21 protein-coding genes are annotated in these 26,313 nt (G+C 70.9%); 9 read left to right on the top strand and 12 right to left on the bottom strand.

Features of this window, described 5'->3' with window-relative positions; genetic code table 11:
- Positions 1-9 precede the first annotated feature (9 nt).
- The 5 genes from J2X63_RS06060 to J2X63_RS06040 all read right to left on the bottom strand — a co-directional run bounded on the left by J2X63_RS06060 (position 10) and on the right by J2X63_RS06040 (position 5,922).
- On the bottom strand, positions 10-1,038 hold the full coding sequence (locus J2X63_RS06060; protein WP_309975135.1) for a LacI family DNA-binding transcriptional regulator: 1,029 nt from the start codon (positions 1,036-1,038) through the stop codon (positions 10-12).
- A 49-nt stretch (positions 1,039-1,087) separates the two neighbouring features.
- Positions 1,088-2,527, bottom strand: a complete 1,440-nt coding sequence (locus J2X63_RS06055; protein WP_309977821.1) for a GH1 family beta-glucosidase — start codon at positions 2,525-2,527, stop codon at positions 1,088-1,090.
- A 29-nt stretch (positions 2,528-2,556) separates the two neighbouring features.
- The gene (locus J2X63_RS06050) at positions 2,557-3,456 is read right to left on the bottom strand and encodes a carbohydrate ABC transporter permease (protein ID WP_396133115.1); all 900 of its coding nucleotides are present in this window, start codon (positions 3,454-3,456) and stop codon (positions 2,557-2,559) included.
- A 5-nt stretch (positions 3,457-3,461) separates the two neighbouring features.
- Positions 3,462-4,565, bottom strand: coding sequence for a carbohydrate ABC transporter permease (locus J2X63_RS06045; protein WP_396133114.1), 1,104 nt, complete (start codon positions 4,563-4,565; stop codon positions 3,462-3,464).
- 79 nt (positions 4,566-4,644) lie between these two features.
- Complete coding sequence (locus J2X63_RS06040) at positions 4,645-5,922, bottom strand: ABC transporter substrate-binding protein (RefSeq protein WP_396133113.1); 1,278 nt, start codon at positions 5,920-5,922, stop codon at positions 4,645-4,647.
- Between the two features lie 244 nt (positions 5,923-6,166).
- On the opposite strand from J2X63_RS06040, the gene J2X63_RS06035 reads away from it, so the two are divergent.
- Entirely contained in the window at positions 6,167-6,979 is an 813-nt protein-coding gene (locus tag J2X63_RS06035; RefSeq protein ID WP_309975130.1) for a M15 family metallopeptidase, read from the top strand.
- A 4-nt stretch (positions 6,980-6,983) separates the two neighbouring features.
- A complete protein-coding gene (locus J2X63_RS06030; RefSeq protein WP_309975127.1) occupies positions 6,984-8,363 on the top strand; it encodes an MFS transporter in 1,380 nt (459 codons plus the stop codon).
- Positions 8,364-8,394: 31 nt separating this feature from the next.
- Here the strand turns inward: J2X63_RS06030 and J2X63_RS06025 are convergent, their stop codons facing one another.
- The gene (locus J2X63_RS06025; RefSeq protein WP_309975124.1) at positions 8,395-8,991 is read right to left on the bottom strand and encodes a CGNR zinc finger domain-containing protein; all 597 of its coding nucleotides are present in this window, start codon (positions 8,989-8,991) and stop codon (positions 8,395-8,397) included.
- A gap of 470 nt (positions 8,992-9,461) precedes the next feature.
- Between J2X63_RS06025 and J2X63_RS06020 the strand changes: the two genes are divergently transcribed.
- Entirely contained in the window at positions 9,462-10,787 is a 1,326-nt protein-coding gene (locus tag J2X63_RS06020) for an amidase domain-containing protein (protein ID WP_309975121.1), read from the top strand.
- On the opposite strand, the gene treZ is transcribed toward J2X63_RS06020, so the two are convergent.
- From treZ to J2X63_RS05995, 5 genes are all read right to left on the bottom strand, one after another.
- Positions 10,769-12,625 (bottom strand): malto-oligosyltrehalose trehalohydrolase, encoded by a 1,857-nt coding sequence (gene treZ, locus J2X63_RS06015; protein ID WP_309975117.1) that lies wholly within the window; start codon positions 12,623-12,625, stop codon positions 10,769-10,771. The two genes, J2X63_RS06020 and treZ, sit on opposite strands and share 19 nt — an antisense overlap.
- Entirely contained in the window at positions 12,622-14,952 is a 2,331-nt protein-coding gene (treY, locus tag J2X63_RS06010) for a malto-oligosyltrehalose synthase (RefSeq protein WP_309975114.1), read from the bottom strand. The genes treZ and treY overlap by 4 nt, the downstream gene beginning before the upstream one ends.
- 54 nt (positions 14,953-15,006) lie before the next feature.
- Complete coding sequence (gene glgX, locus J2X63_RS06005; protein WP_309975112.1) at positions 15,007-17,265, bottom strand: glycogen debranching protein GlgX; 2,259 nt, start codon at positions 17,263-17,265, stop codon at positions 15,007-15,009.
- A gap of 150 nt (positions 17,266-17,415) precedes the next feature.
- On the bottom strand, positions 17,416-19,050 hold the full coding sequence (pgm, locus tag J2X63_RS06000; protein ID WP_309975109.1) for a phosphoglucomutase (alpha-D-glucose-1,6-bisphosphate-dependent): 1,635 nt from the start codon (positions 19,048-19,050) through the stop codon (positions 17,416-17,418).
- Positions 19,051-19,103: 53 nt separating this feature from the next.
- On the bottom strand, positions 19,104-20,396 hold the full coding sequence (locus J2X63_RS05995; RefSeq protein ID WP_309975107.1) for a DUF445 domain-containing protein: 1,293 nt from the start codon (positions 20,394-20,396) through the stop codon (positions 19,104-19,106).
- A gap of 80 nt (positions 20,397-20,476) precedes the next feature.
- Here J2X63_RS05995 and pheA point away from each other — a divergent pair, with 80 nt between their 5' ends.
- The 4 genes from pheA (at position 20,477) to J2X63_RS05975 (ending at position 22,873) form a co-directional block, all read left to right on the top strand.
- The gene (pheA, locus tag J2X63_RS05990) at positions 20,477-21,430 is read left to right on the top strand and encodes a prephenate dehydratase (protein ID WP_309975104.1); all 954 of its coding nucleotides are present in this window, start codon (positions 20,477-20,479) and stop codon (positions 21,428-21,430) included.
- An 89-nt stretch (positions 21,431-21,519) separates the two neighbouring features.
- Complete coding sequence (locus tag J2X63_RS05985; protein ID WP_309975102.1) at positions 21,520-22,044, top strand: hypothetical protein; 525 nt, start codon at positions 21,520-21,522, stop codon at positions 22,042-22,044.
- Positions 22,041-22,340, top strand: a complete 300-nt coding sequence (locus J2X63_RS05980) for a hypothetical protein (protein WP_309975099.1) — start codon at positions 22,041-22,043, stop codon at positions 22,338-22,340. Before J2X63_RS05985 ends, J2X63_RS05980 begins: the two co-directional genes overlap by 4 nt.
- 203 nt (positions 22,341-22,543) lie before the next feature.
- Positions 22,544-22,873: a hypothetical protein gene (locus tag J2X63_RS05975; protein ID WP_309975097.1), complete on the top strand. Its 330-nt coding sequence runs from the start codon at positions 22,544-22,546 to the stop codon at positions 22,871-22,873.
- 253 nt (positions 22,874-23,126) lie between these two features.
- Here J2X63_RS05975 and J2X63_RS05970 read toward each other — a convergent pair whose 3' ends face one another.
- The gene (locus J2X63_RS05970; RefSeq protein ID WP_309975094.1) at positions 23,127-24,149 is read right to left on the bottom strand and encodes a diacylglycerol kinase family protein; all 1,023 of its coding nucleotides are present in this window, start codon (positions 24,147-24,149) and stop codon (positions 23,127-23,129) included.
- A gap of 43 nt (positions 24,150-24,192) precedes the next feature.
- Between J2X63_RS05970 and serS the strand changes: the two genes are divergently transcribed.
- Positions 24,193-25,461, top strand: a complete 1,269-nt coding sequence (gene serS, locus J2X63_RS05965) for a serine--tRNA ligase (protein WP_309975091.1) — start codon at positions 24,193-24,195, stop codon at positions 25,459-25,461.
- Between the two features lie 8 nt (positions 25,462-25,469).
- Positions 25,470-26,288: an HAD family hydrolase gene (locus tag J2X63_RS05960; RefSeq protein ID WP_309975088.1), complete on the top strand. Its 819-nt coding sequence runs from the start codon at positions 25,470-25,472 to the stop codon at positions 26,286-26,288.
- Positions 26,289-26,313: the final 25 nt, after the last annotated feature.

Raw genomic sequence — 26,313 nt, 5'->3', positions numbered from 1 at the left:
CGGGTGGCCCTACGCCGACGCGCGCCGCACGAGGTGCGTGGGCATGATGTTGCGGCGAGGCACGTCGGCATCGCCCGAGAGATGCCGCAGCAGCAGGTCGGCCATCTCGAAGCCCATCTGCTCGGACGGCTGGTGCACCGTGGTCAGCGGGATCGCCGACGACCTCGCGGCGGGACTGTCGTCGAAGCCCACCACGGCGATGTCGCCGGGCACCGATCGTCCGCGTTCGCGCAGCACGGACAGCGCGCCGGTGGCCATGAGGTCGCTCGCGACGAAGATGCCGTCGAGGTCGGGCACCCGGTCGAGCAGTCGCCGGGTGGCGGCGACGGCGCCGGCCGCCGTGAAGTCGGCGGTCTCGACGGCGTCGGTGGGCAGGTCGGCCTCGCCCATGGCGCGGCGGAAGCCCTCGAGTCGGTCGACACCGGCGGGCATGTCGAGGGGGCCCGAGATCGTGCCGATGCGACGGCGTCCGACGTCGACGAGGTGCCGCGTGCCGATGGCACCGCCCTCGACGTTGTCGACGTCGACGAAGATGTGGTCGCCGGGCTGCGACGGCCGGCCGCCGTACACCAGGGGAAGCAGCATGTCGGCCTCGTGCTGCAGGTCGTCGCCCTCGTGGTGCGAGATCACGAGCGCGCCGTCGACGACGCCCGAGCGCAGGTACCGCACGGTCTTGTGGCCGGGATCGGTCGAGGCGACGAGCAGGTTGAGCAGGTACTCGCTGTCGTCGAGTCGCCTGGTGATGCCCTGCACGATCGCGGCGAAGTAGGGGTCGCCGAAGAACATGGCCGTGTCCTCGGGCACGATCAACGCGATCGCGCCCGAGGTGCGGCTGGCCAGCGACCTGGCGGCCCGGTTCGGCACGTAGTTGAGCTTGGCGATCGCCGCGTTCACGGCGGTGACCACATCGGGGCTCACCTTGGGGGAGCCGTTGACGACCCGGCTCACGGTGGCTCGCGAGACATTCGCCTCCCGCGCGACCGCTTCGAGCGTCGGCGCGGTGGGTCGCGTCCGGATCCCACTTCCCCCCTGCTGCATGGCGTTCAGTCTATTTCCGTCTCGGGGTGATGGCGGGCGGGGCTGGCCGTCAGCTCGACGGCAGCGCGCGGTCGCGGATGACGCCGGCGTACGTGCGTCCGCTGTCCTTCACGGTGCGCTGCTGCGTGTCGTAGTCGACGCGCACGAGGCCGAAGCGCTTGTCGTAGCCCCACGCCCACTCGAAGTTGTCCATGAGCGACCAGTAGAAGTACCCGTGCACGGGCACGCCCTCATCGATGGCGTCGAGGATGGCGGCGAGGTGCGAAGCGAGGAACTCGGTGCGCTCCGCGTCGTGCACCACGCCGTCGTCGCCGACGACGTCGTCGTAGGCGGCGCCGTTCTCGGTCACGAAGAGGCGCACGCCGGCGGATGCCGCGTAGTCCTGGTGCACGCGCACGAGCAGTTCGCGCAGGCCGTCGGGCTGCACCTCCCACTCCATCGCGGTCAGCGGGAGGTTCTGCGGGTGGTTGAACACGCCGTCGGCCGCGGGGAAGGGCGACCGCGTGGGCCGGTCGGTGGGCGCCTGGGCCAGCAGCGGGTGCTCGGCCGGGCGGTCGCTCACGTACTCGCCGTGGTAGTAGTTCACGCCCAGCGTGTCGATCGGGGTCGAGATCACCTCGAGGTCGCCCGGGAGCACGACGTCGCGGAGGCCGAGGTGGCCGACGTCGGCCATCAGGTCGCCGGCGTAGTGGCCGCGGAAGATCGGATCGAGGAAGAACCGGTTGAACTGGCCGTCGATACGCCGGGCCGCGTCCACGTCACCGGGGTGCGTCGGGTCGACGGGCTTGGCGACCGTGAGGTTCAGCGTGATGCCGAGCTCGAGCTCGGGATCGCGCTGGCGCAGCGCCTGCACGGCGAGCCCGTGGGCGAGCAACAGGTGGTGGCCGGCGGCGAGGCCGGCCGCGACATCCTGGCGCCCCGGTGCGTGTGCGCCGCCCGTGTAGCTGAGGAACGACGAGCACCACGGCTCGTTGAGCGTCGTCCACACGCCGACGCGGTCGCCGAGCGCCTCGTGCAGGTCGAGGGCGTAGTCGCGGAACAGGTAGGCGGTGTCGCGGTTGGCCCAGCCGCCGCGCTCCTCGAGCGCCTGGGGCAGGTCCCAGTGGTAGAGCGTGAGCCACGGCTTGATCCCGGCCTCGAGCAGCTCGTCGACGAGCCGCGAGTAGAAGTCGACGCCCTCTGGATTGACCGGGCCGCCGTCGGGCCGTACCCGCGACCACGAGGTCGAGAACCGGTAGGTCTGGAGTCCGAGCTCCTTCATCAGGGCGACGTCCTGCGGCATCCGGTGGTAGTGGTCGCAGGCGACATCGCCGTTGTCGGCGTTCACGACGGCGCCGGGCACGCGGCAGAAGGCATCCCAGATGGAGGCGGTGCGTCCGCCCTCGAAGGCGGCGCCCTCGATCTGGAAGGCCGCCGTCGCGGCGCCGAACAGGAAGTCGGAGGGGAACGGGCGCGTGAGCAGCGCGGGGTTCGCGAGGGTGTCGGTCATGGTGGTGGTGTCAGCTCCGAAGTCGATGGTCATCCCTTCACGGCTCCCGCCATGATGCCGCTCACGAGCTGCTTGCCCGCGAAGACGAAGAGGATGAGGAGGGGGATGGTGGACAGCAGGACGCCCGCGAGCACGATCGAGTAGTCGACGAAGTAGTTCGACTGCAGGAGCGAGAGCGCGACGGGCAGCGTGGGGTCGCTGCGGTCGAGGACGATGAACGGCCAGAAGAAGTTGTTCCAGGCCGAGACGAACGTGAACAGGCCGAGCATCGCGGCGGCCGGGCGGGCGGCGGGCAGCCCCACGGTGAGGAACGTGCGGAACGAGCTCGCGCCGTCGACCCGGGCGGCCTCGATGAGCTCGTCGGGCACGGCCTGCTGCAGATACTGCGTCATCCAGAACACGCCGAACGCGCTGGTGAGCGCCGGGATGATGATCGCACCCACGTTGCCGGTCCAGCCGAGGTCGGCGAAGAGGATGTAGAGCGGCACGACGCCAAGCTGGGTGGGCACCGCCATCGTGGCGACCACGAAGACGAGCAGCCACTTGCCGCCGCGGAAGCGGAGCTTCGCGAACGCCCAGCCGGCCAGCGTCGAGAAGAAGACCACCGAGAGGGCGATGAGCGCTGAGCTGTAGATGGAGTTCCACAGCGCCTTCCAGAAGTTCACCGCCGGATCGTTGACGACCGAGATCGCGTTCGCGATGAAGTTGCCGCCGGGCAGCCACGACATGTTCGGGTCGCGGATGGTCGAGGCATCCCCCGAGCCGATCAGGAACGACCAGTAGAAGGGGAACAATGCGGCGCCCAGCACGATCACGAGGCTCGTGTACACGAACCATCCGGGCCGCGACCCGCGCACGGGCCGGCGCCGGGCGGCCTTGCCGGCGTTGGGGATGTTCTCCTCGGCGATCGCGAGGGGAACGGGGTTCATGACGGTCATCGTGCCGCCTCCGGGGTCTCGAGGGTGGAGTCGGTGGCGCGCGCGGCGAGGTCGCGGCGGGCCGCGCGGGCGGCGGCGCGGCGCTGGCGCCCGCTCGCGGCATCCCGCCGGCCCTCGTCTCGGACCACCTTCTGCGTGACGAGCAGGTTGATGACGCCGATGGCCAGGATGATGAGGAAGAGGATCCAGGCGAGGGCCGCAGCCCGGCCGAAGTTCCACTGGCCCCAGCCGATGTCGTAGAGGTACAGCGTGATGGTGAGCCACTGCGAGTCGGCGCCGCCGGTGCCGTACTGGTCGTACATGCGCGGCTCGTCGAAGATCTGCAGGCCGCCGATCGTCGACGTGATGATCACGAAGATGAGGGTGGGCCGGAGGCTCGGCACGGTGATGGCGAAGAACTGCCGGAACTTGCTGGCGCCGTCGATGGCGGCCGCCTCGTAGTAGTCGCGCGGGATGGCCTGCATCGCGGCGAGGAGGATGAGCGTGTTGTAGCCGGTCCAGCGGAAGTTCACCATGGTCGCGATGGCGATGTGACTGGCGAAGGCGTCGCTGTGCCACATGACCGGCGGCAGGCCCAGGTCGGTCAGCACCGAGTTCACGAGGCCGAACTTGTCGCCGAACATGTTGCTGAAGATGAGGGCGACGGCGACGGGTGCCATCACGTAGGGGACGAGCACGCCCATGCGCCAGAAGGTCTTGGCGCGGATGTTCTGGTCGAGCATGGCGGCGATGAAGATCGCGGCGACCAGCTGGGGGATGCTCGAGAGCAGGAAGATGCTGAAGGTGTTGCGGAGGGCGATCCAGAACTTCGGCTGCGTCAGCACGTAGACGTACTGGTCGAAGCCGATGAACGTGCCCGAGTTGCGGACGAGGTCCCAGTCCATGAAGGAGATGACCGCCGTGTAGGCGATCGGGAACAGCCCGACGACGATGAAGAGGATGAAGAACGGCGAGATGTAGAGGTAGGGCGAGAGCTTCAGGTCCCACCGGCTGAGGCGGTGGCCGAACGCGATGCGCCGCGGATCCCTCGGCGCCGGTGCGCCGCCGGGCTGCTGCGGTCGTTCGGTGGATGACGGGGGCGCGGTGGCGGTGGATGTCACGGTCGTTCCTCTGCTTCCGGATGCTGCGGACGGGAGTCCGCGGGGGGCCGGGCGCGCCCGGCCCCCCGCGAAGGGCCGACTAGCCGATCGCCTCGACTTCGGAGACCCACTGGTCCCACGACGCCTGCTTGTCCTGCGTGCCGTCCTCGACACGGGTCAGGGCCTTCTGCATGGCGTCGTTGATCTGGAAGTAGTACTCGCCCTTGAACGGCGCCACCGAGACGGCCTTGGCACGATCCGTGAAGATCTGGCCGACCGGCGCGTTGTTGAAGTACTCGTTCACGAAGCCGGTGAGCGCTTCATCGGTGTAGGCGTCGTTCTGGCTCGGGAAGGTGCCGGCATTGACGAAGGCCTTGATCTGCTGCTCGGGAGCGGTCAGCCAGTCGGCCAGCTTCTGCGCCTCTTCGACGTGAGCGCCGTTGGCGGGAACGGTCAGGTACGAGCCGCCCCAGTTGCCGCCGCCGCTCGGGAAGACGTTCGCGACGTCCCAGCCGGTGACGCCCTCGGCGTTGCCGGAGATGACACCGAGCATCCAGCCCGGGCAGAGCATGGTCGCGTACGCGCCGTTGCCGACGCCGGCGAACCAGTCGTCGCTCCACTGGCCGAGGTGCGCGGACTGCGTGGCGCTGGCGTCGAGCACCGCGTTGTAGATGTCCTCGACGTCGGCGTTCTCGGTCGCGGTGATGTCACCGGAGTCGGGGTCCTCGTAGGCGGCCTCGACCTGGTTGATCATGCCCTGGTACGTGCTGCCCGCCGAGTCGAACCAAGCCTTGCCGGTGGCGGCGGTGTACTGCGCGCCGACCTCGAAGTACTTGTTCCAGTCGCCCTCGAGCAGCGCGGCGACCTCTTCGCGGTCGGTGGGGAGGCCGGCGGCGGCGAACAGGTCGGAACGGTAGCACACGCCCTCGGGGCCGATGTCGGTGCCGTAGCCGATGAGGCGGCCGTCGGCGTCGGTTGCGGCGTCGACCTTCCAGTCGAGCCAGCGGTCTGCGGTGCCCGCGGGCACCTCAGCGAGGAGGTCGGAGTACTTCATGACCTCGGGAAGCCAGTCGACCTCGATGGCCTCGACGTCGGCCAGGCCCTTCTTGCCGAGCTTCTGGAAGTAGTTGGCGCGCGCGTCGTTCGACGTCGCGGCCTTGTTCTGCACGACCTTCACGTTCGGGTTCTCGTCCATGTACTCCTGGAGGAGCTCGTCGGTGTAGCCGAAGTCGTTGAACGTCGCGACGCTCAGTTCGATCGGGCCGTCGCTGGAGCCCGAGTCCGAGCTCGGGGAACAGCCCGAGGCGAGGAGGGCGATGGATGCGGCGCCGGCTACGGCGGCGATCGCCTTGGTGCGTCGTGAAAGCTTCACGGTCACTCCCTTGTGTGCGTGGTGGGGTTGCGGAATGGTCACGTGAGGTCGCGCTCAGACTCAAGGTGAGAGCGCTCTCACGATGCAGGGCGATGCTATGAGAGCGCGATCATCGCTGTCAAGAGAGCGCTCTCATTCTGTGCGTTCGTTACTGAGCTGTAACCAAATGCGAGCGGCGTCTCGGCGCGCCAAGGCGACTCGGCGATGGCGCGACACGCGGCTCCTTCGCGACGCCGCGTACACTCGAACGGTGTCTGGAAGCGAGCGCCGGGAACCGAGCGACGCCGTGCGGGAGCGGCGGCGCATGGTCATCGCGCTGTCGCTGAGCGTCGTGCTGATCGCCATCGCCGTGCTCGTGGTCGGGTACGTCAGCGGCGCCGATCCGGCCGTCGCCGGTTCGTCCACCAGTTCCGGCGACGAGGCGACGAAGACGCCACGCCCGGCCCCCGAAGCCCTTCCCGCACCCGCCACCGTCGCCTCGTTCGACAAGGCCGCCCGCTCCATCGACGACCCGACGAGCATCTGGGTCGTCGTCAACAAGCTCCGTCCGCTCAACCCGCAGGACTACGAGCCCGATGACCTCGTCGCGGTGCCGGTGGAGCACACCTGGGAGCCCGAGCTGCGCCAGGAGGCATCCGACGCCGTGGTCGCGATGTTCGACGCGGCACGCGGGGAAGCCGGCCTCGAGCTCGCCTCGAACAGCGCCTACCGCTCGTACTCCGCCCAGGAGGAGGTCTACGACGGCGACGACCTCACCACGGCGCGGCCCGGGTTCAGCGAGCACCAGACCGGCCTGACGATGGACATCGGCGCCTCCTCGGGCGACTGCTCACTGTCCGAGTGCTTCGCGGACACCGCCGAGGGTGCCTGGCTGCGCGACAACGCCTGGCGCTTCGGGTTCATCATGCGCTATCCGGCCGACAAGACCGACATCACCGGCTATTCGTTCGAACCGTGGCACTACCGCTACGTCGGCACCGAGCTCGCCACCGAGATGCACGAGACCGGCTTCGCCACCCTCGAGGAATTCTTCGGCCTTCCGGCCGCGCCCGACTACGAGTGAGTCGATGACCGGTCAGGGCGAACGGATGCCGCGACGCGGCCTCGCGCTGACGGTGCTGATCGTCAACCAGCTCCTCGCCGGCGCCGGGGTCGCGACGGGCATGGCCCTTGCGGCGATCCTCACCGCCGACCTCACCGACACCGTGGCGATGGGCGGACTCGCGCAGTCGTCGAGCGTGCTCGGTGCCGCGATCGTCGCCATCCCGCTCGCGCGCCTGGCCGTGCGCGCCGGCCGCCATGTGGCACTCGCGACCGGGTACGCGTTGGCATTCGGCGGCGCCGTGCTCGTGGTCGCTGCGGCGACGAGCGGGATGCCGGTGCTCGTCTTCCTCGGCCTCGCGGCGTTCGGCGCCGCGAGCGCCGCGGGCCTGCAGGCCCGCTTCGCGGGGACCGAGGTGGCGGCGCCCGGGTTCGAAGCGCGCTCCATGTCGCTCGTGCTGTGGGCGACGACCATCGGCTCGGTCGCCGGGCCGCTGCTCTCCGAGTCGGGCGACGAGTTCGGCCAGGCGCTCGGGCTGCCCCCGCTCGTGGGGCCCTTCGTGTTCTCGGCGGTCGCGTTCGCGCTGTCGGCCCTGCTCGTGGGCACGCTGCTGCGCACGCCCCGGGCCGGGCACCTGGCGGTGGATCCGTCGGCGCCTGCGCCCGACGAACCGAGTGCCCGGCCCGACGTCGGTGATCCGGCCGTCGCACTCGACGCATCGCTTGACGCATCGCTTGACACATCGCCGGACGCATCGCCGGACGCATCGCCGGGCGTACAGCCCGACGCATCGCCGGCCAAGGTCGGCGCGTGGGCGGCGCTGACGGTGGCGCTCCGCAACCCGAGGGCGCTCGTCGCCTTCCTCGCGATCGTGTGCTCGCACACGGTGATGGTCGGCGTGATGGTCATGACGCCGCTGCACATGACCGAGCACGGGCTGTCGATCTCGCTCGTCGGCGTGGTGCTCAGCATCCACATCCTCGGCATGTACGGCGCGAGCCCGCTCATGGGCTGGCTCTCCGACCGCATCGGCTCCGAACGGGTCATCGCGCTCGGCGCCGCGCTGCTCATCTCAGCGACGGTCATCGGCATCCTCGCCCCCGTCGACAGCCTGCTCGTGCTCATGCCGTTCGCGCTCGGCCTGCTCGGCCTGGGCTGGTCGGCCGGCCTGATCGGCGGGTCCACGCTGCTCACGACCTCCGTCGACGAGCCGCTGCGAGTGCCCTTGCAGGGGGCCACGGATGCGTCGATGAACATCGCCGCCGCGGCATCCGCTGCCCTGTCGGGCGTGGTGCTCGGCGTGGGCGGATTCGCGGGCGTGAACGTGGTGGCGATCTTCGTGCTTGTGCCCCTGGCGATCGCGGGGCTGCGCGCGCGGGTGCTCGCCCGCAGCGCCGCCGCCTGATCGCGCCGCCGCCCCTGGGCCCCGGGGGGCCTCAGACGTCGTCGGGCCGGCGGTCCTTCCGCGCCGCGTAGGCCTTCTTCATCTTGACCGCGTTGCCGCAGCCGGCCATGGTGCACCAGCGGCTCGACCGGTTGCGCGAGTGGTCGTAGTACGCCCAGCGGCAGGAGTCGCGGGCGCACGCCTTGAGCCTGGGCCACGTGCCGTCGTCGATCGAGCGGCGCACGGCGTCGAGCAGGCCGCCGAGCGCTCGTCGGACGGGGTCGGCGCCGGCGGGTTCGAGCTCGAACGACTCGGCCTCGACGAACTGCACGTGCACCGGCAGCTGGGCGAGCGCCTCATTCAGTCGAGCGACGGCGGCGGGGTCGGGCTCGTGCCCGGCGTGGAGTTCGAGCACGCCGCGAAGCCCCTCGCGCAGCTGCGTCGCGAAGGCGAGGTCGTCGGCGGTCACGCGAGCACCCTCGTCGAGGAGGCCGCGTGAGCCGAGCCAGGCTGCGAGGTCGGCCGGCTCGCCCAGCCGCTCGTCGTCGAGCTGGTACTCGACGGTGTTCACGAAGTCGCGCACCAGTCGCAGTGACGGCGGGATGACCTCGTCCTCCTTCTGGAACGCCAAGTCGGTCAGTGCACCCATTACACCAGCGTAACCCCTTGACAGGTGTGACGGAAGCGCGCACGGTAGAAACACCGGTGAAACTACTTCACCGGTGTTCACCAAGGAGGTTCACCATGTCGGGCATCACTGACACACGGGAGCACGACCAGCGGTTCGGCCGCGCGCCGACGGTCGCGTCGCCGCGGACCGAGCCCGTGACGCAGGCAGGACTCCGGAGCCGATTCTCGGCGTGGCGGGCGGAACGGCGCGCAACGCGCCACGAGCGCCGGGCGGCACGTAGCGAGTGGGCCGACGGGATCCCGGTCTGGGCGTTCGGGATCCTGCACCGGGGCGGTTGAGGACCGGAGTGTGCGGCCTCGCGACGACGAAAACCGAACGCTCCGTGTGATCACGCTCTCACGGCTTTCCCAGTGTCCAAGAGGGATCCTCACAAAAACGCGTGATGGGCTGTCGTGTCCCCCTTCCTGCCGACACGGAATCCCCTCGCTGTGCCCCACACTCCAGAACTGCCCCTGCTTCGCCGCGCCACCTTCCGCGCCCCATCGTTTCGACCCGACGCCGTTCCGGCGCTCGATGCCGGCGCCGAACCCGCCGACCTCCCCGTGCCCCTGCCGGTCGAACCTGGTCCGGTCGCCTCGCAGACGCCTGAGCAGGAGCAGGAGCAGGAGCAGGAGCAGGAGCAGGAGCACGAGCAGGAGCAGGCTCCCGCCCCCGCGCCGCGCACCGTCTCGCACAAGCCCCGTCACCGGGCCGACCACGTGCGCAACCGACGGGCGACGGGCGGCGCGTTCCGCCGCACCGTGGCCCTCGGCTGCGCCACCGCGATCATGGGCGTCAGCGCGTTCGGCGCTGTCGCGGCATCCGCCGACGAGGACCGCACCCGCACCTCGGCGGTCGCCGCGGCATCCGACGCCAAGGGCACGGCCGTCACCGACACGATCGCCGCGCCAGACGTCGAGGTCGACCCGCACCATGGACCGACGGTGACGAGCGACCTCTCGGTCGCGGCCGCGCCGTTCACCGGGGGCACGCAGGTGACCGTGTCGGGCGAGCAGCTCGACGAGGTGGCCGCCGTCAGCGTGGGCGGCGTTCCCGCCACCATCGTCGCGGCCGCCGACACGCAGATGACCTTCGCCGTGCCGGCGGTCGCCGACACCGCGCTCGGCACGGCGGCCGTCGTGAGCTTCGCGGATGCCGCGGGCGCGCCCGTCGAGGTCGAGAGGCCGACCGCCGTGGTCGCCGCCGGTACCTCGGTGGTGCAGCCGCTCACGGGCGAGCTCACGGGCGCGGCGGAGCCGAAGGCGCCGATGGCGCCGCGCACGCTGAGCCTCACGTACACGAGCGACCCGGGCATCGACGCGCAGGTCGCCTACGTCCTCGCGCACTGGAGCGACTACAACTCGGGGGCCTACCCGGTGCTCTCGGGCAACGACTGCGCGAACTTCGCCAGCCAGTCGCTCGTCGCCCGCGGCTGGGCCATGGACGGCGGCTGGTACTACGACGGCGGCTCGGGCGCCATGTCACCCACGTGGGCGAGCTCGACGGCCCTCGGCGACTACCTGCGCGGCCGCACCGACCGGGCCACCGAGCTCGACGACTCGCAGCGCACGCTCGTGAAGGTCGGCGACATCGCCCAGTTCGACTGGGACGGCTCGGGCGACCGCGATCACACCGCGGTCGTCACGCGCGTCGAGCACTCGGCGGCGGGCACCAAGGTCTGGGTCGGCGGGCACACGAAGGATGCCGACTACTGGGACGTGGACGAGGCACTCGCCAGCGGCGGCGGCTCGGTGCACTACTTCTCGATCCGCTGACCGCCTGAGACGATTCCGTCGAGCGTCGACACCTGCCCCGACGTGTCGACCACGACGACGGACCGCGCCGGCAGCACCAACGCCTCCGCCTCGGCCGGCACCGGGTCGCCGCCGAGGGAGCCCGAGTGGAGGAGAACCCGACCGGCGAGGGTCGTCGCGGCGCCGGCGGGAGCGAGGTTCACCGCGATCACGAGCAGGCCCCGGTGCACGAGCACGGTTCTCGCCTCCTCGTCGATCTCGACGCGTGTGGCGAGCATCGACGGGTCGGTGACCTCGGGCCGGAGCCGACGCAACGCGATGAGCTGCCGGTACCAGCGCAGCATCCGCGTGTGGATCGTGTCGGGCTGACGCAGGCCACCGATGAAGCCGAAATCCCCGGACTCCGGCCGCGTCGGCGGCACCGGCTCGGGATACGGCTCGCCCCAGTCGAGCTTCGAGCGCCGGAACGTCTCGGGGTCCTGCGGGTCGGGCACGACCGCCGGGTCCCAGCCCATACGCGCGAACTCGGCGATGCGCCCCTCGGCGGTGGCCCGGCCGAGCTCGGGCTCGGGATGCGACGTGAAGAACTGCCACGGCGTCGACGCCGCCCACTCCTCGCCCATGAACAGCATGGGCGTGAACGGCGAGAGCAGGGTCAGTGCGGCGGCGATCGCGAGTCCGCCTTCGTCGACGGATGCCGCCAGCCGGTCGCCCGCGGCCCGGTTGCCGACCTGGTCGTGGTCCTGGTCGAACACCACGAGTCGCCAGGCGGGCGTGCGCTCGCGGTCGATGGGCCGGCCGTGCACCCGGCCGCGGAAGCTCGACCAGGTGCCGGCGTGGAAGAACCCGCGCTCGAACACGTCGCGGAGCGCGGTGAGCGGCGCGAAGTCGGCGTAGTAGCCGACCGTCTCGCCCGACACGGCGACGTGCACGGCGTGGTGGAAGTCGTCGCTCCACTGCGCGGTGATGCCGGCGCCATGCGCCTCCCGGGGGCGGATCATCCTCGGGTCGTTGAGGTCGCTCTCGGCGATGAGGGTGAGCGGACGGCCGACATGCGCGGACAGGGCGTCGACCTCGGTGGCGAGCTCCTCGAGCAGGTGCACCGCGCCGTGGTCGACGAGCGCGTGCACCGCGTCGAGGCGCAGCCCGTCGACGTGGAAGTCGCGGAGCCACATCAGCGCGTTGTCGATGATGAACCGGCGCACCTCGCCGGAGTGTGCGCCGTCGAGGTTCATCGAGGCGCCCCACGTGTTGGCGCGCGCGTCGTGCAGGTAGGGGCCGAACTCGGGCAGGTAGTTGCCGCTCGGGCCGAGGTGGTTGTAGACCACGTCCTGCACGACCGCGAGCCCGCGCGCGTGGCACGCGTCGACGAACCGCTGGTAGGCGGCAGGCCCGCCGTAGGCCTCGTGCACCGCGTACCAGAGCACGCCGTCGTAGCCCCAGTTGTGCGTGCCGTTGAACGCGTTGACGGGCAGCACCTCGACCATGTCCACGCCGAGCTCGACGAGATGGTCGAGCCGTTCGATCGCGGAGTCGAGGGTGCCCTGGGGCGTGAACGTGCCGACGTGCAGCTCGTAGATCACTGCGCCGGCGACCTGCCGCCCGGTCCAGCCGCGGTCCTGCCACGCGTGCGCGCCGGGGTCGAAGACGCGGGAGAGCCCGTGCACCCCGTCGGGCTGGCGCCGCGACCGGGGGTCGGGCCGCGGGGTGTCGGCGTCGTCGATGAGGTAGCCGTAGTCGCGTCCGTCGCCGGCGGCCGTCCACCAGCCGCCGTCCTCGGCGGTCATCGGATGCCGCGTCCCGTCGAGCTGCAGGGTCATCCGGGTCGCCCGTGGCGCCCACACGCGGAACTCGGTCACGCGAGGCCTCCCTCTTCGACGAGCAGTGCCACCGGGTAGTCGTGCAGCACCTCGGCCAGCCGGAGCACGCCGCCCTGGTGGTGGCGTCCGGTGAGCACGTCGGTGAGCGGCGCGCTCCCGACGTCGACGACGGTGTCGCCCCACCCGCCGCGCTCCGCGAGAGCGAGGGGCAGCCGGGTGGCCAGCGCGATCGCGCCGCCGCGGTCGAAGGCGACCAGGTGATCGGCCGCAGTACCCGATGCCGCGAGCGGCATATAGTCCTCGAAGAGCTCGGGGCGGTCGCGTCGCAGACGGAGCGCCCGGCTCGTGACGAGCAGCTTCGCGGCGCCCGACGCGTCGATCGGAGGCCGGGCGCCCCCGTCGAGCTCGGCCAGCATGCGTCGTCGCGCATCGAAGTCGACCGGGCGTCGGTTGTCGGGGTCGACGAGCGACTGCTCCCAGAGCTCGCTGCCCTGGTACACATCGGGCACCCCGGGTGCCGTCAGCTGCAGCAGCTTCCCGCTCAGCCCGTTCGACCAGCCGGGCAGCTCGAGCCGCGCCAGCAGCCGATCGACCACCGCGCGCACGCGACCGTCGTCGAAGGCCGCATCGACGAGGGCGTGCATCCGTTCCTCGAAGGCGGCATCGGGCGCCGCCCACCCCGTCGAGTTCCCCGCCTCCCGGGCGGCCTTCTCGGCGTAGGCGTGCAGGCGCTCCCGGCTCGCAGGCCACGCGCCGACGACGGCCTGCCAGAGCAGGTTCGCGAGCGGCCGGTCGTCGAGCGGGGCGAGCTCGTGCAGCTCGTCGAGCGCCGCCGACCACTCCTCGGGCACCTCCGCGATCACGTCGATGCGGGCGCGCACATCCTCGCCGCGCTTCGTGTCGTGCGTCGACAGGGTGGTCATCGACCGTGGCATCCGCTCGTGCCGGGAAGCCGAGCGGGCATGGAAGTCGGCGACGTCGATCGCGAACTCGGCCGGGTCGCCGCCGACCTCCGTCAGGCTCGTGAGTCGGGTGTACCGGTAGAACGCGGTGTCCTCCACGCCCTTGGCCATGACCATGCCGCTCGTCTGCTGGAAGCGCTGCGCCGCCGGGTGCTCCGGATCGGCGAGGATCCGCAGCAGTCGTTCGATCGCCGGGGCGAGGTCGGGCCGGTGCCGGGTCGCGAGCTCCGCGGCCTCGCGGAGGTGCTCCTCGCCGAAGGGGAGGTACGACCGATAGACCGGGAAGCAGGCGAGCAGCTCGGCCACGGCGTCGGCGACCTCGGGCAGGTGCTCGTCGGCGGGGGAGGCCGCCGCGAGCTCGCGGTCGAGGCGCAGCACCTCGGAGCGGAGGATGCCGTCGGCCACCGCTCGCTTCGTGTCGTGGATGAGCTCGGCCCAGTCCACCGGCTCGCCGCCGCGCAGGCGGGTGTCGAGGTCGGTGAGCGGCGCCTCGCCCGCGGGATCGACGAGCACGCGGTCGATGTCGCCGAGGGCGTCGTACCCGGTGGTGCCCTCCGTGGCCCAGCCCCGCGGCATCCGCTCGTCGCCCTCGAGGATCTTCTCGACGAGCACGTAGGCACCGCCCGTCAGCTCGGCGAGGCGGTCCAGGTAGGCGCCCGGATGCCGCAGCCCGTCGGGGTGGTCGACCCGCAGGCCGTCGGCGAGGCCCGCCTCGAACCAGCGCGCGATCTCGGCGTGGCTCTCGTCGAACACGCGCGGCACCTCGACCCGGATGGCGGCGAGCGTGTTCACCGCGAAGAAGCGCCGGTAGTTGAGGTCGGCGTCGGCGCGGCGCCAGTCGACGAGCTCGTAGTGCTGGCGGGCGTGCACCGCCGCGGCATCGTCGCCGTCGGCCGCCGTGCCCGCCGCCACGGGGAAGCGGTGGTCGAAGTAGTGCAGCTCGAACGCGCCATCCGTCGCGACCAGCTCCAGCGCGCCGAGGTCGTCGGCGCTGCCGAGCACCGGGATGCGCACGCGCCCGCCGCCGAAGTCCCAGTCGATGTCGAACGCCTCGGCGTGCGCGGAGTCCCGTCCGTTCGCGAGCACGTCCCACCACCACGCCATCGCCGACGGAGTCGCCACGCCGACGTGGTTCGGCACGATGTCGACGAGCACGCCCATGCCGTGGGTGCGCGCCGCGGCCGCCGCCCGTTCGAGGCCGTCGGCCCCGCCCCGCGCGGGATCCACGAGCGCGTGGTCGACGACGTCGTACCCGTGGTCCGAGCCGGACTCTGCCTCGAGGATGGGCGAGAGGTACACCCAGTCGGCGCCGAGCTCGTGCAGGTAGCCGATCACGTCGGCCACCGCGTCGAGGTCGAACGAGGGGCGCACCTGGATGCGGTAGGTCGAGACGGGTGCCTTCACGGATGTCCCTTCGGTCGTCGCTCGGTGGCGTGAGGTCGGGCGGCCGACGCGGGCCTACGTGGGGGGGTGCACGGTCGTGGACTGCGCGCCGCCCGAGGTGCCCGGTGCGCCGCCCGGCAGCTGCGCCTGGCTGCCCTGCGACGTGCGCACCGCGAGGGAGGCGGCGACCGAGTGGTCGGGCTCGGTCTCGGGCTCGGTGTGCGCGCAGAGCACGAGCATCGACCTGCCCTCGAGCGTGAACGTGTCGCCGGCCGACTTCGGCTCGCTGTCCGCCGACCGGCCCGCCGTGTCGATCACGACGTCCCACATCTGATTCGTGCGGGGAGGGATGCGGAACTCGGCGTCCTCGGGCTCGGCGTTGTAGAACAGCAGGAAGTCGACGTCGACGATGGGCTCGCCGCGCGCGTCACGCTGGCGGATGCCCTCGCCGTTGAGGTAGACGCCGACGGCCCGGCCGAGGGGGGCGTCCCAGTCCTGCTCCCGCATCTGCGTGCCGTCCGGCCGCAGCCAGACGATGTCGGGCAGCGGAGCACCCTCGGCGCTCTCCTCGCCCTCCTCGATCTCGACCGGGCGGCCGTCGAAGAACCGGCTCCTGCGGAACGTCGGGTGGTCCTTCCGCAGCCTGGCGACCGCCGCCGTGAACTCGATGAGCGGCTTGTCGGCCTGGTCCCAGTGCACCCAGCTCAGCTCGTTGTCCTGCGCGTACGTGTTGTTGTTGCCCTGCTGCGTGCGTCCGAGCTCGTCGCCGTGCAGGAGCATGGGCACGCCCTGCGACAGCAGCAGGGTCGCGAGGAAGTTGCGCTGCTGCCGTGCGCGCAGAGCGAGCACCTCCGGGTCGTCGGTGTCGCCCTCGGCGCCCGAGTTCCACGAGCGGTTGTGCGATTCGCCGTCATTGCCGTCCTCACCGTTCGCCTCGTTGTGCTTCTCGTTGTACGAGACGAGGTCGCGGATGGTGAAGCCGTCGTGCGCGGTCACGAAGTTGATCGAGGCGACCGGCTTGCGCCCGCTGTTCTCGTAGAGGTCGGCCGAACCCGTGATGCGCGAGGCGAACTCGCCGAGGCTCGACGGCTCGCCGCGCCAGAAGTCGCGGACCTCGTCGCGGTACTTGCCGTTCCACTCCGACCACTGCGGCGGGAAGTTGCCCACCTGGTAGCCGCCGGGGCCGACGTCCCACGGCTCGGCGATGAGCTTCACCTGCGACACCACCGGGTCCTGCTGCACGAGCTCGAAGAAGCTCGAGAGGCGGTCGACGTCGTAGAACTCGCGCGCCAGGGTGGCCGCAAGGTCGAACCGGAACCCGTCGACGCGCATCTCGGTGACCCAGTACCGCAGGCTGTCCATGATGAGCTGCAGGGCGTGCGGGTGCCGCACGTTGAGCGAGTTACCCGTGCCCGTGTAGTCGGTGTAGTACCGCTTGTCCTTCTCCTCGAGGCGGTAGTAGGCGGCGTTGTCGATGCCGCGGAACGCGATCGTCGGGCCGAGGTGGTTGCCCTCGGCGGTGTGGTTGTAGACCACGTCGAGGATGACCTCGATGCCCGCCTCGTGCATGGCGCGCACCATGCTCTTGAACTCCTGCGCCTGCTGGCCGAGCTCGCCCGTCGACGAGTACTCGTTGTGCGGCGCGAAGAACCCGATGGTGTTGTAGCCCCAGTAGTTGCGCAGGCCCTTCTCCTCGAGCGTCGAGTCCTGCACGAACTGGTGCACGGGCATGAGCTCGATCGCCGTGACACCGAGCTTGCGCAGGTGGTCGATCACGGCGGGGTGGGCGACGCCGGCGTACGTGCCGCGCTGGTCCTCCGGGACATCCGGATGCAGCTGCGTGAGCCCCTTGACGTGCGCCTCGTAGATCAGCGTCTCGGAGTAGGGGGTGTTGGGGTGCCGGTCGCCCGCCCAGTCGAAGAACGGGTTGATCACGACCGAGTGCATGACGTGGCCGGCGGAGTCGTCGTCGTTGCGCGAGTCGGGGTCGCCGAAGTCGTACCCGAAGAGCGACTGGTCCCAGTCGAACGCGCCCGCCATCGCCTTGGCGTACGGATCGAGCAGCACCTTGTTCGGGTTCGCGCGCTGTCCGTTGTTCGGGTCCCAGTGGCCGTGCACGCGGTAGCCGTACCGCTGCCCGGGCTGCACGTGCGGCAGGTAGGCGTGCCAGACGAACGCGTCGACGTCCTGCAGCTCGACGCGCGTCTCGGTGCCGTCCTCGTCGAACAGGCACAGCTCGACGCGGTCGGCTGACTCGCTGAACAGGGCGAAGTTCGTGCCGCTGCCGTCGAACGTCGCGCCGAGCGGGTAGGCGGATCCGGGCCAGGCTTCCATCGCAGCTCCTCGTGGTCGGATGGGACTCGGGGTCGGCGCTGATCGAGCAGCGGGCGGATGCCGCGCATGGGCGATCCTCGCATCATCGGCCGCGTTCTCCCGAATCCCGCGAAGGGGGGTTGCACTCGGGCAGCGGCCTGCGGAAGGGGGTCAGCCCGCGGAAGTCAGCGCCTCCGTGACGACGCGCTTCGCCTCCTCCTGCACGAGCGCGAGGTGCTCCGGCCCACGGAAGGACTCGGCGTAGATCTTGTACACGTCCTCGGTCCCGCTCGGCCGTGCGGCGAACCAGGCGTCGGCCGTCGCCACCTTCACGCCGCCGATCGCCGCGTCGTTGCCGGGTGCGCGGGAGAGCTTCGCCGTGATGGGCTCGCCCGCCAGTTCGGTGGCGGCGATCGCGTCGCCGTCGAGCTTGCCGAGGGCGGCCTTCTGGGCGGGGGAGGCCGCGGCATCCGTGCGCTGGTAGGCGGGGTCGCCGAACCGCTCGACGAGCTCCGCGTACAGCTGCGAGGGCGACTTGCCCGTGACGGCGCGGATCTCGGACGCGAGCAGGCACAGCAGGATGCCGTCCTTGTCGGTCGTCCAGACCGTGCCGTCGAACCGCAGGAACGAGGCGCCGGCGCTCTCCTCGCCGCCGAAGCCCACCGAGCCGTCGACGAGGCCGGGCACGAACCACTTGAATCCGACCGGCACCTCCCAGAGGCGTCGGCCGAGGGACTCGGCGACCCGGTCGATCATCGAGCTCGAGACGAGCGTCTTGCCGATCGCGGCATCCGCCCGCCAGTTCGGGCGGTGCGCGAAGAGGTACTCGATCGCGACCGCGAGGTAGTGGTTGGGGTTCATGAGGCCGCCGTCGGGCGTGACGATGCCGTGCCGGTCGGCGTCGGCGTCGTTGCCCGTGAGGATGTCGAAGCTGCCGCCGTGCTCGAGCACCGACGCCATGGCGCTCGGCGACGAGGGGTCCATGCGGATCTTGCCGTCCCAGTCGAGCGTCATGAACGCCCACCTGGGGTCCACGCGCTCGTTGACGACCGTGAGGTCGAGCTCGTACCGGTCGCGGATGGCGGCCCAGTAGTGCACGGATGCCCCGCCCAGCGGGTCGGCGCCGATGTGCAGGCCGGCCTCGCGGATGGCGTCGAAGTCGATGATGTTCGCGAGGTCGTCGACGTAGTTGCCGCGGAAGTCGTAGGTCTCGACGCCGCTCGGCTCCGCCTGGTTCACCTCGGCGAGGCCGCCGGCGATGAGTTCGTTCGCCCGGTTCGCGATCCAGTTGGTGGCGTCGGAGTCGGCCGGGCCGCCGTGCGGCGGGTTGTACTTGAAGCCGCCGTCCTGCGGCGGGTTGTGGCTCGGGGTGATCACGATGCCGTCGGCCTCGCCCTCGGCGCGCTTCGCCGGGTCGTTGTTCCACTTCAGGATCGCGTGCGACAGCGCCGGGGTAGGCACGTAGTCGTCGAACTCGTCGGCGAGCACGCGCACGCCGTTGGCGACGAGCACGTCGAGCGCGGTGGTCTGCGCGGGTGCGCTCAGCGCGTGCGTGTCGGCGCCGATGAACAGCGGGCCCGTGATGCCCTGCGACGCGCGGTACTCGACGATGGCCTGGGTGATGGCGAGGATGTGGTCCTCATTGAATGCCGTGTTGAACGCCGAGCCCCGGTGGCCCGAGGTGCCGAACGCCACCCGCTGCTCGGCGATCGAGACGTCGGGTTTCCGCTCGTAGTAGGCCCTCACGAGGGCCTCGACGTCGATCAGGTCGGATTCGGTCGCCGGGGTTCCCGCTCGCTCGTGCATCTGCCCAGTCTGCCGAAGGAGGGCCCTCGCCGACACCCCTTGCCGCATCGGCGTCACATGAGCGAGCGGATGCCGGTGGCCACCGTGTAGATCGCGAGCCCCGCCAGCGCGCCCACGACCGTGCCGTTGATGCGGATGAACTGCAGGTCGCGACCGACCTGCAGCTCGAGCTTCTCAGTGGTCTCCTTCGGGTCCCACCGCTCGACGGTCTCGGTGATGACCCCGGCGATCTCGTGGCGGTAGTTGCGCACCACGTAGGCCGCGGCATCCGTCACCCATTCGTCGACCTTCGCCGCCAGCTCCGCATCGGTCGAGAGCCGGATGCCGACCTCGACGACCGCCGACCGGAACCCCTGCCGCAGCTCGCTGTCGGGATCGTCGAGCGCCGTCTCGAGGGTGTCCTTGACGCTCGTCCACACCTCGCCCGCGAACTCGCGCACGCGCGGGCTCTCGAGGAGGTCGACCTTGAGCTGCTCGAGCCGGCCGATCATGAGCGGGTCGTGCTGCAGGTCGTTCGCGAGGTCGGCGAGGTAGCGGTCGATCGTCTCGCGCATCGGGTGCGCCGGGTCCTCCCGCACCGCGCGCACGAACGCGAGCACCTCCTTGTGCGCCCGCTCGTCGACGAACTTCTCGACGAAGTCGGGCATCCACCGCGGCATCCGTCCGGAGACGATGCCGCCGATGGACTCGGGATGGGCTTCGAGCCACTCCTCGGCCTTCTCGAACAGGGCGTCGACGGCGGCGCGCTGCTGGTTCGCGGCGACCAGGCGCTCGCCCATGCGCCCGATCGCCGGCCCCCACTCCGGTTCGAACAGGTGGCGGCGCGCGAGCTTCTCGATCACGTCCTCGACGTCGTCGTCACCGAGCAGGGTCATCACGCCGCGGGCGGCGACGGATGCCTCGGCCGTGAGCCGCTCGGCGTTCTCGGGCCTCGACAGCCACTCGCCGAGCCGAGCCGAGATGCCGATCGAGCGCAGCTTGCCCACGACCACCTCGTCGGAGAGGAACTCGTCCTCCACGAAGGCGCCGAGCGTGGCGCCGATCTCGTCCTTGCGGTTCGGGATGATCGCCGTGTGGGGGATGCGCAGCCCGAGCGGGTAGCGGAACAGCGCCGTGACCGCGAACCAGTCGGCGAGCGCGCCGACCATCGCGCCCTCGGCCGCCGCGCGCACGTAGGCGAGCCACGGCACCTGGTCCTGCAGCGCGAACGACACCGCGAACACGACCGCCGCGACGAGGAGCAGGCTCGTCGCGAGCCGTTTCATGCCGCGGAGCGCGACCCGGCGCTCCTCATCGGTGGGTGTCGTGCGCACTGGCGTGGCACGGAGCTCGTCGATCGCCGTCATCTGCCGGCCCCCTCGCGTCGGGATTGCGGTCCGTTTCGACGCTAGCGCCTGCCGCCCGCCCGCTCACTAGGCTTGCGTGCATGACGGATGCCGCCTCCACGCCGCCCGAGCAGACGTACTCCTACCTCGGACCGGCCGGCACCTTCACCGAGGCGGCGCTGAAGCAGGTGCCCGAGGCGGCCGGCAAGCACTGGCGGTCGGTGAACAACGTCGGCGAGGCATTGGCGGATGTCACGAGCGGGCGTTCGACCGCCGCGATGATCGCGATCGAGAACTCGGTCGAGGGCGGGGTGTCGGCCACGCAGGACGCGCTCGCGACCGTGCCCGGGCTCCGCATCGTCGGCGAGTACCTCGTTCCCGTGAACTTCGTGCTCGTCGCCCGGCCCGGCACCACACTGGCCGACGTGCGCATCGTGAATGCGCATCCGGTCGCCTACGCGCAGTCGCGGGGCTGGCTCGAGCGCGAGCTGCCCGACCACGGCCACATCCCGGCGACGAGCAACGTGCAGGCCGCGGCATCCCTCTTCGAGGGCAGCCAGGCGGATGCCGCGGTGGCTCCGCCCGGCATCACCGAGCACCTCGACCTCGCCGTGCTCGCCCGCGACATCGGCGACAATCCGAAGGCCGTCACGCGCTTCGTGCTCGTGTCGCGCTCGCGTGTGCTCGCGGAGCCGACCGGGGCCGACAAGACGAGTCTCATCGTCGAGCTGCCCGACGACGAGCCCGGATCGCTGCTCGCGATGCTCGAGCAGTTCTCGACGCGGGGCGTGAACCTGTCGCTGCTGGAGTCCCGGCCGATCGGCGATGAGCTCGGCCGCTACCGCTTCGTCGTCGACCTCGACGGGCACATCGGCGACGAGCGGGTCGCCGACGCCCTGCTGGGCCTCCGGCGCACCAGCCCCAACGTGATCTTCCTCGGCTCGTACCCCCGCGCCGACCAGCGCGCGATCGAGTACCACTCGAAGTTCGACGACGAGATCTTCATCGAGGCGCGCGACTGGCTGCGCGGGCTCCTCAGCGGCGAGCCCGACTGAGTCCTGGCAACCTGGGTCGGCCGGGGGCCCCGCGGCCTATTCTGGAGTTCGGTGCGGGCGCTGCGGCCCGGCCCGCGAAGGAGCTGCGAGTGAGCGAGGGTTCGGCGACGGGGATCGACCCGCGGTTCGATCCGAGGTTCCAGCGCGGCTACACGCACGACCCGTCCGCTGTGCCGGCTGCCTCCTTGCTTCCCTCCGCGTCTCCGGCCGACACCTCCTCGTCCCCGGCACCCGCGGATCCTTCCCTCGACGGGAGGCCGTCGAGCGAGCCCCCCGCACACGGGCCCGATGCCGCGGTCCTGGCAGAGGCGGGGCCGGTCGACGTCGACGACCCGCTCGTCGACCAGTCCCTGAGCCCCACGCGATGGCTGTGGATCGCGCTCGCCGCCTGCGCCGCGTTCGTCGTGGTCGGTTGCGTCGCGTTCTGGGTGCAGGCCTCCGACCCGTCGAACTACATCGGCGGCGTGCGCGCCGGCCTCGACGAGAGCGTCCGCCTCGTCATCAACGCGATGGCCCCCGCGCTGGTCGAGGCGGGACTCGTCGGCATCGTCGCGGTGCTCGTGACCTGGGCGGTCACGGGTCGCCGCGCGGCGAGCACCGAGGAGCAGCGGTGAGGCGGCCGCATCCTGCCGCCCTCGCGCTGGCCGGCTTCGGGACCGTGGCGCTGCTGGTGCTGTGGTGGGTCATCACCAGCATGCAGGCGATCGAGAGCAAGCTCCAGTGGTCGGGCGACTCGCCGTCCGCCGAGGTCGTGCAGGCGTGGGCGTTCTTCAACTTCGGCTACTCGGTGGCGCTGCCCTCGCTCGGGCTCGCCGTCGCGGCATCCGCCCTCGGCCTCGTGCTGGTGTGGTGCCTGCCACGGCTGCGCCGGGCGCGGCATCCGGTTCATGCAGTGGAGGAGCAGGAGTGAACGAACGTACGGCGGGCATCGACCCCAGGTTCGATGCCCGGTATCAGCGCGGCTATTCGGGTGGGCAAGCCGAGTCGCAACCCGAACGGACGGCCTCGACGGACGTCGAGCCTCCGCAGCCCCCACGACCAGGCCCGGAGGATGATCCGGCCGACGTCATCCGTGCACCCGTCGCCCACCGTGACGCGTCCGATCCTCGCCCGATGACGATCCCGGAGTCGATGCCCGCCGTCGGCCTGCGCGATGAGGAGTCGGAGGTCGGACGTGCTCGTCGGGTACCGACGGGACGCCTCTGGATGAGCCTCGCGGCGAGTCTCCTGCTGGTCATCGCGGGGCTCGCGCTGGTGTGGAACGCCGCCACCGATCGTTCCGTGTACACCGGCACCGCGACCGGCTCCGAGGGCGATGCCATCCAGTTTCTGTCCACCGTCGCGCCCGGGTTCATCCAGGCGGGTGCGCTGGGCTGCGTCGTGGTGCTCGTGGTCTGGGCCGTCCTCGCACGGACCACGGCGGCCGTCGAGGGGGAGGAGTGAGGCGCCGGCGGGTCCACCCGACGGTGATCGCCCTCGGCGCGTTGATGGTCCTGCCCCTGCTGATCGCGGCGGAGCTGTACAACGCCTCCCGGCGCACCATGACCATGGGCTTCTCGTGGCAGGGCGAGCCGAGTGACGAGCAGGTGATGGCGATGGCCATGAACCAGCTCTCGTGGACGCTCGGCCCGATCCTGGCGGCGACCTCCGCTGCGGCGGCCCTCGGCCTCGTGCTGTTCTGGTGCCTCGCCCCGAGTCAGCGCGGCACGCGCACGACGAGCGACGCGGGGTCGACGCGGAACCGCGCCGCCACGACGGTGCCGAACTCGTCGCCGTCGATCTCGAACTCCTCGGGCTCCGCCTCGATCTCGATGTCGACCGCCCGACCGCGCGAGTAGACGATCTCGCGACGGCGGCTCCCGCCCGTGAGGTCCATGAACTGCCGGCCGAGCGCCGACTTGCGCAGCACCCGGTTCTCCCACGTGACGCGTCGCCACACGAGCAGCCAGCCGAGCGCGTTCCGCGGCTGCAGCACGACGACGTCGAGCTTGCCGTCGTCGATCTCGGCGTCTGGTATGAGCTCGATGTTGCCAGGCAGGTAGCCGAGGTTGGCCACGAGGATGCTCGACACGCGTGACCGGTGCAACCGGCCGGCGTCGGTCCGGTGCACCACGCGGAACGGCTTGGACGCCGGGATGGCACGCAGCCCGGCGTCGACATAGGCGAGCCAGCCCACCCGCTTCTTCAGGTCGGGATTCGTGTTGGCGATCATCGTCGCGTCGATGCCGATGCCCGACATCACGAGCGAGACGTGCGACTCGGGCCGGCCGTCGGGTCGGGTGACCTCGGCGATGAGCATGTCCACCGCGCGATCCATGCCCGAGAAGGCGAGCACGACGGCGTCGCCCTGGTCGTTGACGGGGATGCCGAGGTTGCGCGCGAAGAGGTTGCCCGTGCCGAGCGGCACGAGTCCCAGCGGCACGCCGCTGCCCCGCAGGCCCGCCGCCACCGACCGCACGGTGCCGTCGCCGCCGGCCGCGATCACGAGGTCGACTCCCTGCCGCAGCGCGGCCTTCGCCATGCCCTTGCCGGGGTCGTCCTCGGTGGTCTCGATCCACACCGACGGTGCGAAGTGCTGTCGGGACTCGGCTCGCGCCACGGCGGCTCGCAGCTCGGCGACGCCGCTCTTCGTCGGGTTGAAGATCACCGCGGCGCGCAATGCCGTGGCCGCGGCATCCGCAGCAGCATCCGTCGTCTCGTCCGTTCCGACCGCCGTCACCCTGCCAACGGTAGGCCATGTGCCCCGGGCTAGACTGGCTCGCGTGATCGACCCCGTGCTGCTTCGCGAGAACCCCGAGCTGATCAAGCATTCCCAGGAGCTGCGCGGCGAGTCATCCGCCTTCGTCGACGAGGCGGTCGCAGCGGATGCCGTGCGCCGGGCCTCGATCACCGAGTACGAGTCGCTCCGCGCCGAGCAGAACGCCTTCGGCAAGCAGGTCGCGAAGGCGCCGAAGGAGGAGAAGGCCTGGCTCGTCGCGCAGGCCCAGGAGCTCGCGGCGCGAGTGAAGGACGCGAACCAGCGGGCGAACGACGCCGAGTCGGAGTTCCTCCTTGCCGTGCAGCGCCTCGGCAACGTCGTCATCGACGGGGTGCCCGCAGGCGGCGAAGACGACTTCATCGTGCTGCGCGAGGTCGGCGAGGTGCCCACCTTCGACTTCGAGCCGCGCGACCACCTCGAGATCGGCGAGCTGCTCGACGCCATCGACATGGGCCGCGGGGCCAAGGTCTCCGGTGCGCGGTTCCACTTCCTCAAGGGCATCGGCGCCCGCCTCGAGCTCGCACTCATGAACATGGGCCTCGACCGCGCGCTCGCCAACGGCTTCACGCCGCTCATCACCCCCACGTTGGTGCGACCCGAGATCATGCAGGGGACCGGATTCCTCGGCGCCCACTCCGAGGAGATCTACTACCTCCCCGACGACGAGCTCTACCTCACCGGCACGAGCGAGGTCGCGCTCGCCGGGTACCACTCCGATGAGATCGTCGACCTGTCGAACGGCCCGCTCCGGTACGCCGGCTGGTCGACCTGCTACCGCCGTGAGGCGGGAAGCCACGGCAAGGACACCCGCGGCATCATCAGGGTGCACCAGTTCAACAAGCTCGAGATGTTCAGCTACGTCGAGCCGGCCGACGCAGAGGCCGAGCACGAGCGGCTGCTCGGCTGGCAGGAGGAGATGCTCCAGGCCCTCGGGCTCAGCTACCGCGTCATCGACGTGGCCGCCGGCGACCTCGGGTCGAGCGCGGCACGCAAGTTCGACGTCGAGGCGTGGGTGCCCACGCAGGGCGCCTACCGCGAGCTCACGTCCACGTCGAACTGCACGACGTTCCAGGCGCGTCGCCTCGACATCCGGCACCGCACGGAGTCGGGCAAGACGGCGCCCGTCGCGACGCTCAACGGCACCCTCGCGACGACACGGTGGATCGTCGCCATCCTCGAGACCCACCAGCAGGCCGACGGCTCGGTCAGAGTGCCCGAGGCCCTGCGCGGCTACCTCGGCGGCCTCGAGGTGCTCGAGCCCGTCACGCGATGAGCGAGCGGATGCCGCAGCCGGCCCCAGACGGCCTGCCTTGGCTGGTGGCGCTCGACGTCGACGGCACGATCCTGCACGAGGACGAGTCGATCGACGAGCGCGTCGCCGACGCGATCGCCGCGGCGCGTGAGCGCGGCCACGAGGTGACGCTCGCGACCGGGCGGTCGTGGTCGACCACGGCACCGGTGCTGCAGCGACTCGGGCTCGCGCCCGAGTACGTGGTGTGCGCGAACGGGGCGATCACGATGCGGCGCGATGACGCGGCATCCGACGGCTATGTGCGCGAGCACGTCGAGACCTTCGACCCCACGCGCGTGCTCGAGCGGATCCGCGCCTTCCTGCCGAGCGGTCGCTTCATGGTGGAACTTCCCGACGGCCACCGCCTCTACACGGAGGGCATGACCGACTGGAACCTCGAGAACGCCCGCGAGGTGACGTTCGAGGGGCTGCTCGACCAGCGCGCCACCCGCGTGGTCGTGGTGTCGCCCGACCACGAGCTCGAGGACTTCCTGCGCATCGTCGAGGAGATGGGCCTGCACCAGGTCAGCTACGCGATCGGCTGGACCGCCTGGCTCGACATCGCGCCCGACGGCGTGAGCAAGGCCACCGCACTCGAGCGCGTGCGCGGCTGGCTCGACGTGCCCGCCGAGCGAGTGCTCGCCGTGGGCGACGGCCGCAACGACCTCGAGATGTTCGCCTGGGCCGGTGCCGCCGGCCGCTCGGTCGCGATGGGCCAGGCGCCCGCCGAGGTGATCGCCGCGGCATCCGAGACGGCCGACGACGTCGACCACGCCGGACTCGCGGCGGTGCTCGACTCGCTGCCGTGAGCTGTGCCGCATCCTCGAGCTGAGT

Origin of the sequence: Agromyces sp. 3263 (assembly GCF_031456545.1) — a bacterium.
In the GTDB taxonomy this organism is placed as follows: domain Bacteria; phylum Actinomycetota; class Actinomycetes; order Actinomycetales; family Microbacteriaceae; genus Agromyces.
The sequence above is the reverse complement of the archived record's forward strand: the minus strand, read 5'-3'. Positions and strand labels throughout refer to the sequence as shown.

What these genes read in the sequence shown, in the direction of transcription:
- J2X63_RS06060 (WP_309975135.1), bottom strand. Translation starts at nt 1,038, where the DNA reads ATGCAGCAGGGGGGAAGTGGGATCCGGACGCGACCCACCGCGCCGACG.
- J2X63_RS06055 (WP_309977821.1), bottom strand. Translation starts at nt 2,527, where the DNA reads ATGACCGACACCCTCGCGAACCCCGCGCTGCTCACGCGCCCGTTCCCC.
- J2X63_RS06050 (WP_396133115.1), bottom strand. Translation starts at nt 3,456, where the DNA reads ATGAACCCCGTTCCCCTCGCGATCGCCGAGGAGAACATCCCCAACGCC.
- J2X63_RS06030 (WP_309975127.1), top strand. Translation starts at nt 6,984, where the DNA reads ATGACCGGTCAGGGCGAACGGATGCCGCGACGCGGCCTCGCGCTGACG.
- J2X63_RS06025 (WP_309975124.1), bottom strand. Translation starts at nt 8,991, where the DNA reads ATGGGTGCACTGACCGACTTGGCGTTCCAGAAGGAGGACGAGGTCATC.
- glgX (WP_309975112.1), bottom strand. Translation starts at nt 17,265, where the DNA reads ATGGAAGCCTGGCCCGGATCCGCCTACCCGCTCGGCGCGACGTTCGAC.
- pgm (WP_309975109.1), bottom strand. Translation starts at nt 19,050, where the DNA reads ATGCACGAGCGAGCGGGAACCCCGGCGACCGAATCCGACCTGATCGAC.
- J2X63_RS05995 (WP_309975107.1), bottom strand. Translation starts at nt 20,396, where the DNA reads ATGACGGCGATCGACGAGCTCCGTGCCACGCCAGTGCGCACGACACCC.
- pheA (WP_309975104.1), top strand. Translation starts at nt 20,477, where the DNA reads ATGACGGATGCCGCCTCCACGCCGCCCGAGCAGACGTACTCCTACCTC.
- J2X63_RS05975 (WP_309975097.1), top strand. Translation starts at nt 22,544, where the DNA reads ATGACGATCCCGGAGTCGATGCCCGCCGTCGGCCTGCGCGATGAGGAG.
- J2X63_RS05960 (WP_309975088.1), top strand. Translation starts at nt 25,470, where the DNA reads ATGCCGCAGCCGGCCCCAGACGGCCTGCCTTGGCTGGTGGCGCTCGAC.